At 70.6% G+C, this 7,604-nt stretch carries 8 protein-coding genes; 2 read left to right on the forward strand and 6 right to left on the reverse strand.

Annotated elements, in window-relative coordinates; genetic code table 11:
* The 6 genes from K8V84_RS00455 to K8V84_RS00480 form a co-directional block, all read right to left on the reverse strand.
* Window positions 1-1,023: SAM-dependent methyltransferase (locus tag K8V84_RS00455; protein ID WP_304069147.1), on the reverse strand; the 1,023-nt coding region annotated here is incomplete at its 3' end.
* 119 nt (window positions 1,024-1,142) lie between these two features.
* Window positions 1,143-2,099, reverse strand: coding sequence for a hydroxymethylbilane synthase (gene hemC / locus K8V84_RS00460; protein WP_304069148.1), 957 nt, complete (start codon window positions 2,097-2,099; stop codon window positions 1,143-1,145).
* Entirely contained in the window at window positions 2,096-3,613 is a 1,518-nt protein-coding gene (locus K8V84_RS00465; protein ID WP_304069149.1) for a glutamyl-tRNA reductase, read from the reverse strand. Before K8V84_RS00465 ends, hemC begins: the two co-directional genes overlap by 4 nt.
* Window positions 3,614-3,755: 142 nt before the next feature.
* Complete coding sequence (locus K8V84_RS00470) at window positions 3,756-4,451, reverse strand: redox-sensing transcriptional repressor Rex (protein WP_304069150.1); 696 nt, start codon at window positions 4,449-4,451, stop codon at window positions 3,756-3,758.
* A gap of 381 nt (window positions 4,452-4,832) precedes the next feature.
* On the reverse strand, window positions 4,833-5,099 hold the full coding sequence (locus tag K8V84_RS00475; protein WP_304069151.1) for a glutaredoxin family protein: 267 nt from the start codon (window positions 5,097-5,099) through the stop codon (window positions 4,833-4,835).
* A gap of 45 nt (window positions 5,100-5,144) precedes the next feature.
* The gene (locus K8V84_RS00480) at window positions 5,145-5,402 is read right to left on the reverse strand and encodes a MoaD/ThiS family protein (RefSeq protein WP_304069154.1); all 258 of its coding nucleotides are present in this window, start codon (window positions 5,400-5,402) and stop codon (window positions 5,145-5,147) included.
* A gap of 109 nt (window positions 5,403-5,511) precedes the next feature.
* Between K8V84_RS00480 and K8V84_RS00485 the strand changes: the two genes are divergently transcribed.
* Both K8V84_RS00485 and K8V84_RS00490 read left to right on the forward strand, forming a co-directional pair.
* On the forward strand, window positions 5,512-6,288 hold the full coding sequence (locus tag K8V84_RS00485) for a response regulator transcription factor (protein ID WP_304069152.1): 777 nt from the start codon (window positions 5,512-5,514) through the stop codon (window positions 6,286-6,288).
* Between the two features lie 316 nt (window positions 6,289-6,604).
* The coding region (locus tag K8V84_RS00490; RefSeq protein WP_304069153.1) for a hypothetical protein at window positions 6,605-7,604 on the forward strand (1,000 nt) is incomplete at its 3' end.

The raw sequence follows: 7,604 nt of genomic DNA on the forward strand, positions 1-7,604 counted from the left end.
GACCCACTGGTAGCGGCCGGTGACCAGGCCGCGCACGGCCCGCTCCATCTGCTGCGGGGTGCGGGGCGGCTCCACCGAGATGGTGGGCACCTCCTCCGGCACGGCACCGTGGTTGTGGAGTTGCTCGGACAGGGACGCGGCCTGTTCCTTGGTACGGGGCACCAGGACGCGCCACCCGAACAGCGGCCTGGTCTCGTACCAGGACTGTTCGGCCTGGCGGGCGACCGGGGCGCCGACGATCATCATCGCGGGCGCGGTGACGTGGTGGTTCTTGGCGTCGGTGGACTTGAGTTCGGCGACCAGGCGAGCCAGCGTGGAGATCACGGTGGTCTGCTTGGTGGTCCCGCCGGCGCGAACGACGGCGACGGGTGTGGTGGCCGGACGGCCTCCGGCGATGAGGGTCTTGCAGAGTACGTCGAAGCCGGGGCCCTGGTGCTCGGGCGCCTCGCCCACGGGGGCGTCCGCGCCGAGGATCACCAGTGGCGCGTCGCCGGCCGCGACCTCCTGCCAGTCGACCTCCTTGCCGCCGTGCGGGCGGGCGTGCAGGACGCGCAGCTCGGGCACGTCCTCCCCCAGCAACGAGATGCCGGCGAAGGTGGGCACCGAGGTGATCGAGGAGACACCGGGCGCGACCTCGACCTCGATGTCGGCCTCCTTGCAGGCGGCGACGAGTTCGGCTCCTCGGCAGCCGAAGAACGGGTCCCCCGAGTACAGGCGCACGACCCGCTGTCCCTCACGGGCACGGGTCAGCGCCAGGGTGTTGATGTCGCCGCCGCACTCGGCGGCCTCCACCACGGACACGTCCTCGCGGCAGTGGGTGAGCAGGTCCCGCCGGAAGGCGGCCAGCTCCTCCCCCGCGGGCTCGCGCGGGGGGATGACCACGTCGGCGCGACGCAGCAGCTCGGCGCCGCGCAGCGTCAGCAGCTCGGCCCCTCCCGGACCGGAGCCGACCAGGGCCACGTGACCCGGCTCGCGCGTGCTGCGACGCGGTTCCTCCGGAAGGGGGTTGGCGTTGGCGTTCACGTACTCGCTCCTCGTATGTGGGTCGCCCGCCTCCCGGGGTGCGGTCTCCGGGACGGTTGCGGATGAGGCGACCCGCGCGGGTCTTCCACGACAGCGGCCGGCGCTGTCCCGGATGGTCTCTAGGGGGTGTCCCTTTCGGCGAAGGCCTCCGCGACGATGCGGTCGGCGCCCTCGGCGATCATCTGTCGGGCCAGGTCGCGACCGAGCGCGACAGCGGTGTCGAGGTCCTCCGGGGAGGAGATGTCCACGGTGCGCTCGCGGCGAATGGCGGTGGAGCCGTTGGTGGCGACCACGGCCGCGCGCAACCGTAGGACGCCCTCGCCGTACTCGGCGAAGGCACCGACCGGGGCCGCGCAACCGGCTTCGAGTTCGGACAGCACGACGCGTTCGGCGACGACCTCGGCGCGGGTGGGCGCGTGGTCGACGGCGGACAGGTAGGAGAGGTCGCCTTCGGCGCGTTCGGTGGAGCACTCCACGGCCAGGGCGCCCTGGCCCGGGGCCGGCAGCATCCGTTCGGGGTCGAACACGTCGGTGACGGCGTCGCGACGGCCCACTCGGCCCAGTCCGGCGTAGGCCAGGATGACGGCGTCGAGTTCACCGGAGGTGACCTTGCCCAGGCGCGTCTCGGCGTTGCCCCGGATGGGCACGTAGACCAGGTCCGGACGCAGCGCGGCCAGCTGGGCGACGCGGCGCGGTGAACCGGTACCGATCTTGGAGCCGGCGGGCAGGTCGTCGAACTTGAGCCCGTCGCGGGCGCACAGGGCGTCGCGTGGGTCGTCGCGTTCGGGGATGGCCGCGAGGACGAGTCCGTCCGCGGGGGTCGTGGGCAGGTCCTTGAGGGAGTGCACCGCGAAGTCGATGCTGCCCGCGGCCAGTTCGTCGCGCAGCGCGTTGACGAACACCCCGGTGCCGCCGAGCTGGGTCAGGTGGGCCTTGGTGACGTCACCGAAGCTGGTGATCAGTTCCAGCTCGATGGCCTGACCGGTCCGTTCGGTGATCGTGTCGGCGACGATCCGGGACTGACTGGTCGCCATGGTGCTGCGGCGGGTGCCGAGCTTGGCGGGTGTGGCGCTCATGCCTTCTCCTGTGCGGTCCGCGCGGTGTCGGGCCGTCCGGTCTCGGCCATCCTGCGCGGAGCCCGCGGCTTCTCTGTGGTCTGTGTGTCGAGGTCGAACAGCCGGCGCAGCGCGGTCTCGTAGGACTCCCCATCCGGGGACGCGGCCAGTTCCTTGACCCTCACGGTGGGTCGGTGCAGCAGTTTGTCGGCGATGCGACGCATCGCGCGACCGATCTCCTCGCGGGTACGGTCGTCGAGGTCGTCGGGCAGTCGGCCGTTCAGGCGGGAGAGCTCGGCCTCGACGACCTCGCGTGCTTGGGAGCGCAGGGCGACGACGGTGGGCGCGACCTGCTCGGCGCGGCGCACCGCCCGGAACTGGTCGACCTCCTCTTCGACGATTCCGCGCACGAGTTCCAGGGCGCTGGAGCGGCCGGGGTCGCCTCCGCCCTCGACGTCGTCGGAGGAGGCCGCCTGACGCAGGTCCTCGATGTCGACGACACGGACGCCGTCCTGCTCACGAACGGCGGGGTCGATGTCTCGGGGCAGCGCCAGGTCGAGGAAGACCAGCGGTCGGGTGCGCCCCTGGGTGGCGGCGGCCACCTGGTCGGCGGTGAGGACGTATCCCTGGGCGCCGGTGCAGGAGATGACGAGGTCGACGTCGGGGAGGGCGTCGATGGCGTCCGTGAACGGAACGGTGCGCGCGTCGACGGTGTCGTAGGCCTCGTTGAGGCACTCGGCGAGGCGGGCGGCGCGCTCGTGGGTGCGGTTGGCGACGATGACCGTCCGGGCGCCCTGGCGAGCGACCGTGTTGGCGGACAGGGCGCTCATGGAGCCGGCGCCCAGGACCAGCACGCTGGTACCGGTGAGCGGCCCGGAGGGCAGCACGGCGCTGAGGGAGCGCGGAGCCTTCTCGCTCGTTCGGGAGGTGTCCTGTCCGGACATGGGGCAGCCCGCGGGCGGGGTGACGGCGGAGACCGGCATGCCGGGGTCGGGGGTCACCGCGAGATCGCGGGTGGCGACGCTGAGGCCGAAGGCGACCATGTCGGCGCCGGCGTGGTCGAGGTGGGTCTCGGTGTGGGCGCGCTTGCCCACGCGAAGGGCGCGCTGCCCGAGGTCGTTGAGGACCCGGCCGACGGTTCCGGTCTCCTGCCCGTCCTTGAGGGCGTCACGGACCTGGCCGAGGATCTGGCCCTCGCCGACCACCATGGAGTCGAGGCCACAGGTGACGGAGAACAGGTGCTGGACGGCGCGGTCGTCATAGTGCACGTACATGTGCTCGGAGAGTTCGCCCAGGCTCACGCCGGTGTGCCAGGACAGCAGCTCGGTGATGGCCGCGACCCCACCGTGATAGCCCTCGACGTCGGCGTAGATCTCCGTGCGGTTGCAGGTGGAGACCACCATCGCCTCGTTGATCGCGTCGGAAACGACCATCTCCCCGACCGCCTTGCTCCGCGTCTCTCCGTTCAACGAGACACGCTCGAGTAGCGTCACCGGCGAACTCCGGTGGCTCAACCCCACGGCCAGGACACTCATCCGCACTCCTATGCAGGCACCATTGCAGGCTTTATGCCTCTCCATGTTCGGGTAGGACCGAGGACCCCCGCCATCAGCCCCCCGAAACGCGGCGCACGCTCGCTCTTCGCCACCGCCTGTACGGGTCCGAAGGACCCTGTGTCTATGTCACTTCCAGCCCTGCCCGTTCCGCGTTCGGGCCGTCGCCGTCGGCCCTTCGCTGCGCGTGGAAGGCGAGGATCTGGAGTTCGATGGACAAGTCGACCTTACGCACATCGACCCCGTCCGGCACATTCAGCACGACGGGGGCGAAGTTGAGGATGCTGGTCACGCCCGCCTCGACGAAGCGGCCGGCCACACCCTGTGCGGAACCGGCCGGAGTGGCGATGACCCCGATGGACACACCCTTGTCACGTACAACCTCCTCCAGGTTGTCAATATGCCTCACGTCCAGGGACGCGACCGACCGTCCGACCACCTCCGGGTCGGCGTCGAGCAGTGCCGCGATACGGAACCCGCGAGTGCCGAACCCCCCATAGTTGGCCAACGCGCGTCCCAGGTTGCCTATGCCGACGATGGCCACCGACCAGTCCTGGGTGAGACCAAGTTCACGCGAGATCTGGTACACGAGGTACTCGACTTCGTACCCGACTCCGCGCGTTCCATAGGACCCCAGGTGCGACAGATCCTTGCGGAGCTTCGCCGAGTTCACACCCGCGGCTCCGGCCAGGTCCTCGGAGGAGACGGTGGCGGTGCCGCGGTCCTGGAGTGCCTGCAGGGCGCGCAGGTACACCGGGAGTCGGGCGACGGTGGCCTCCGGGATGCCCCTGTCCCGGGGGCGAGGCGGGCGACTGATCACAGGCGGGCGCTCCAGGGGGAGGTCGGTTCGGGCGGGGTTGCGGGCCGCGCCCGTCCCCGGCCGTGTGGGTCACCGGATCCGTGCGCTTCCCCCGACCTACGTGATGTTCGGGGCCTCCAGATTACGCGCTTGTGAAAGCACGCACAAAGTGGGGTGGCATGTGATGTCCATCGGAGGAGTTCACACAAATGACCGCCTCGCGTCCACCCGGAAAGACGGGGATCACAACCCCGCATTCCGGGCGGACGGAAATGCCCACCGCCCCCATTCGGGACGTTCGAGGGGCGAGGGGGACGAACGACACCGGTGGGAGAAAGCGCGCGACGCAAAGGCTCCGGAAGAAGACCGGGACGGGACTCGCCAATCGTGGACGGAAGCGGCTCAGCCGGAGAGCGCCGAACGCAACCGCCCCTCCGACACCCGCCAGAAGTCGTGCCGACGACCGTCCACGAAGGTCACCGGGATCTTGTCCCAGTACTCCTCCCGGTCGGCCGGCGGGACCGCGTCCAAGGACTCCTCGGCCCGGCCCACCCCGAGCTCGTCCGTCACACGGGTGATCACCGACCAGGCGTCCTCGCACAGATGGCATCCCTGCCGACCCAGCATCACCACGCGCGCCTTGCCCGCCCAAGCCGAGGTTTCCGTCATGTTCCGCTCCGATTCCACGCCTGTGTCCGCCCCTCGGTCATCGGTTCACCCACCGGCGAAGGGTGGTAGGACCTCGATCACAGTCCCGTCCGTGACCGCCACCTCAGCATGCGCCCGCCTGCCCACCGGACGTTCGTCCACCAGGAGCGAAGAAGACCCCAGCACGCGCTGGAAGCGGTCGTCCGGGTGCAGCCGACGCGCCGCGTCGAGAGCGGTTTCCAACGTGTCCGCATCGAGCGTGTCCTCGGCCGTTCCGGCCGCGTCCTTCGCCGACGCCCAGTACCTGATAGTGCACTTCGCCATCTGTTGATTATCCTTGGTGTTGCTCGGAGGCGACGTATTCAACAAATCTCCACCGGGGGCAATGGCGCCTTCGATCGCCCGCCACGCGCGGGCCGACGAGAAGAGACGCATGAGCCATCTGCTGTTACTGACGAACTCGAACGAACCGTCCGACCACGTCCTGCCCGCTCTGGGCCTTCTCCTGCACTCGGTGCGGGTGGCACCCGCCGAAGCCGGCGCCCTTCTCGCCTCGGGCGCCACCGGCGGATCGAGTGCCCCCGTCGACGCCATTCTCGTCGACGCCCGCACCGACCTCGCGGCGGCCCGTAACTTCTGCCGCCTCATCGACACCACCGGACTGAACTGTCCGCTGCTGGTCGTGCTCACCGAAGGGGGCGTCGCGGCGCTCACCCCGGACTGGCAGGTCGACGACTTCGTCCTGGCCGGCGCGGGGCCCGCCGAGGTCGAGGCACGCCTGCGCCTGGCTGTGGGCGCCGCCGAGGCCGTGAGCGACGACCCGGACGAGATCCGCCGCGGTGACCTGGTCATCGACGAGGCCACCTACATCGCCCGGCTTCGCGGCCGCATCCTCGACCTCACCTTCAAGGAGTTCGAGCTGCTCAAGTTCCTGGCACAGCACCCCGGCCGGGTGTTCACCAGGGCCCAGCTGCTCCAGGAGGTGTGGGGCTACGACTACTTCGGCGGCACCCGCACCATCGACGTCCACGTGCGTCGACTGCGCGCCAAGCTCGGCTCGGAGTACGAGTCGCTGATCGGCACCGTACGCAACGTCGGCTACCGGTTCGTTCCGGACACGGCGAGCCGGTCGGTCCCGGCGGTGCCGGACACCCCCGCCGAGGCCGCCGAGCTGTCCGCGGCCCGCTCGACGGACACAGGGGCCGGGTAGGACCCACGACCTTCGCCGTCCCGGGGCGTCCGCGTCGACCCGTGGACGTCCCGGAGTCGCGTCCGGCACCGCTCACCTGGACGAACGGTGAACGTCCCGGGCCCGTGGTAAATCGAACGCCAAGGGGGGCTCGAACTGAGCGGACGCAGAGTTTAGGATCGGTGAGGCACCCGGCGGGTCACGGCTGGCGCGGCGGAACCCCTGGGCGCGGACCGAGCCACACTGGCGCGCCATCGCAAGGAGTGAGATCGCCCCGATGCCCGTCCCCGCCGCGACGACCCCCTCATGCCCCTCGTTCGTCCGAAGAACACCCGCGATGTTCGGTGCCGTCTTCATCGGCTCCACCCTGGTCCTCACCGCGGCGCCCGCCGTGGCCGCGCCCACACCGGTGACGCTGGCCTTCACCTTCGACTCGGTGGAACTGCCCGCTGGGTCGGCGGCCCCACCGAACACGCTCAACGTGACCAACGGCGGAGAAGAGCCGGTTTGTCCGGTCGCTCTGAGCGTCGAAGCCTCGGAGTACGAGGCCGAGAAATTCAACAGTGCCCTGGTGCCGGCGAGCAACGTACCGCAGCCGGTCGGTGAGGTCACCGGCACCGTCCGCGCCGACGCGGAGGTGACCGCCACCCTGACCTACGGGCCGGCGAACCCCGAGGCCGAACCCGGGCAAGAGTGCGCCGACGTGGACCCCGCAGGGCACCGGACCGTCACATCCGACACCTGGTCGATCAAGGTCACCGAACCGGAGCCGAGCCCCACACCGACGGAGGAACCGACCGAGGAACCCTCCGAAACCCCGACCGAGGAGCCCTCGCAGACCCCGACCGAGGAACCCTCCGAGACTTCGTCACCCACGCCCACGCCCACTCCCACGAGCAGCCCGACCCGGACCCCGACCAGTTCCCCCACGGACGGCGACGACGAGGAGTCCGCCTCCTCCACCCCCTCCGACCGGGCCTCGAACACCCCGTCGAACCCGCGGACGACGCCGCCGAGCACCCCCGACCGCACACCGCCCCGGAGCAACGTGCCGACGAGCGGGGCGGACATCCCCGACCTGCCGCGCGGTGAGGCCGACCTGCCCGAACTCCCGCCGGGTTCGGCCGAGGACCTGGCCGAACTCCCGCTGGTCACTCCCTCCTCCGACGACGAGGACACCGAGACCGAGATCGCCGCGGACCACAGCGACATGGGTCCGTCGGTCACCCCGGCGATCCTGCTGGCCGCCCTCCTGCTGGCCCTGCTGCTCGCCGCCCCGCTGTCGCCCACCCGCAGGGTCCGACTCGCGGTCGGCGGTGGTTACCAGGGCAAGCGCC

The organism is Nocardiopsis listeri (assembly GCF_020741345.1).
In the GTDB taxonomy this organism is placed as follows: domain Bacteria; phylum Actinomycetota; class Actinomycetes; order Streptosporangiales; family Streptosporangiaceae; genus Nocardiopsis; species Nocardiopsis listeri_A.